The sequence below is a fragment of the Mycobacterium sp. NGS48 genome (assembly GCF_059812585.1).
In genome coordinates, this window is sequence record NZ_JCALCY010000048.1 from 1 (window position 1) to 547 (window position 547).

A 547-nucleotide genomic window follows, 5' to 3' on the forward strand; every position below is an offset into this window, starting at 1 on the left:
GCCCCTAACTGGCGCAGCACCGCCCAGGTTTCCTCCGCGCGCTCGGGGGCATAACAGTGCAGTTGGGCCACCAGCCGCGCAATCAGCACCGCGTCTTTGTCATCACGCTTATCGCTGGTGTAGTCCTCACGCTGACGGGCCTGCCCCGTCAGCAGCGGCTGCACACACACCAACGCCATGTCTTTTTGGGCTGCAAGCTGATCCAGCACCCGCCAGCGATGCCCAGTCGGCTCACACCCCACCGTCACGTCGGTGAAGCCATGCGCGTGGGCAACCTGACGAGCCCAGTCCAGCACCGGGCCCAACTCCCACGCCTTGGCTTGCACCGGACCGCGGGCCAGCACCCGCGAATCATGATCAGTCACCACCACGGCCTGCTTCGTATCGGCCAGATCGATCCCCAAAATCGCGTTATCGACCGGCACCAACTCCCGTAACCGTGCCAACCGCGCATTGCGCCGCTTGTCACCGCGCGACAGACCACTACCCTGAACCACGACGTCCTCCTGACTGTTTTGGGACACCAAGCCCGTTAACGACATCAGGA

1 protein-coding gene is annotated in these 547 nt (G+C 63.8%); it reads right to left on the minus strand.

The annotated features are described in order from the left end of the window. The coding region (locus tag AC5Y42_RS23600) for an IS110 family transposase (protein WP_499900983.1) at positions 1-497 on the minus strand (497 nt) is incomplete at its 3' end. Positions 498-547 lie beyond the last annotated feature (50 nt).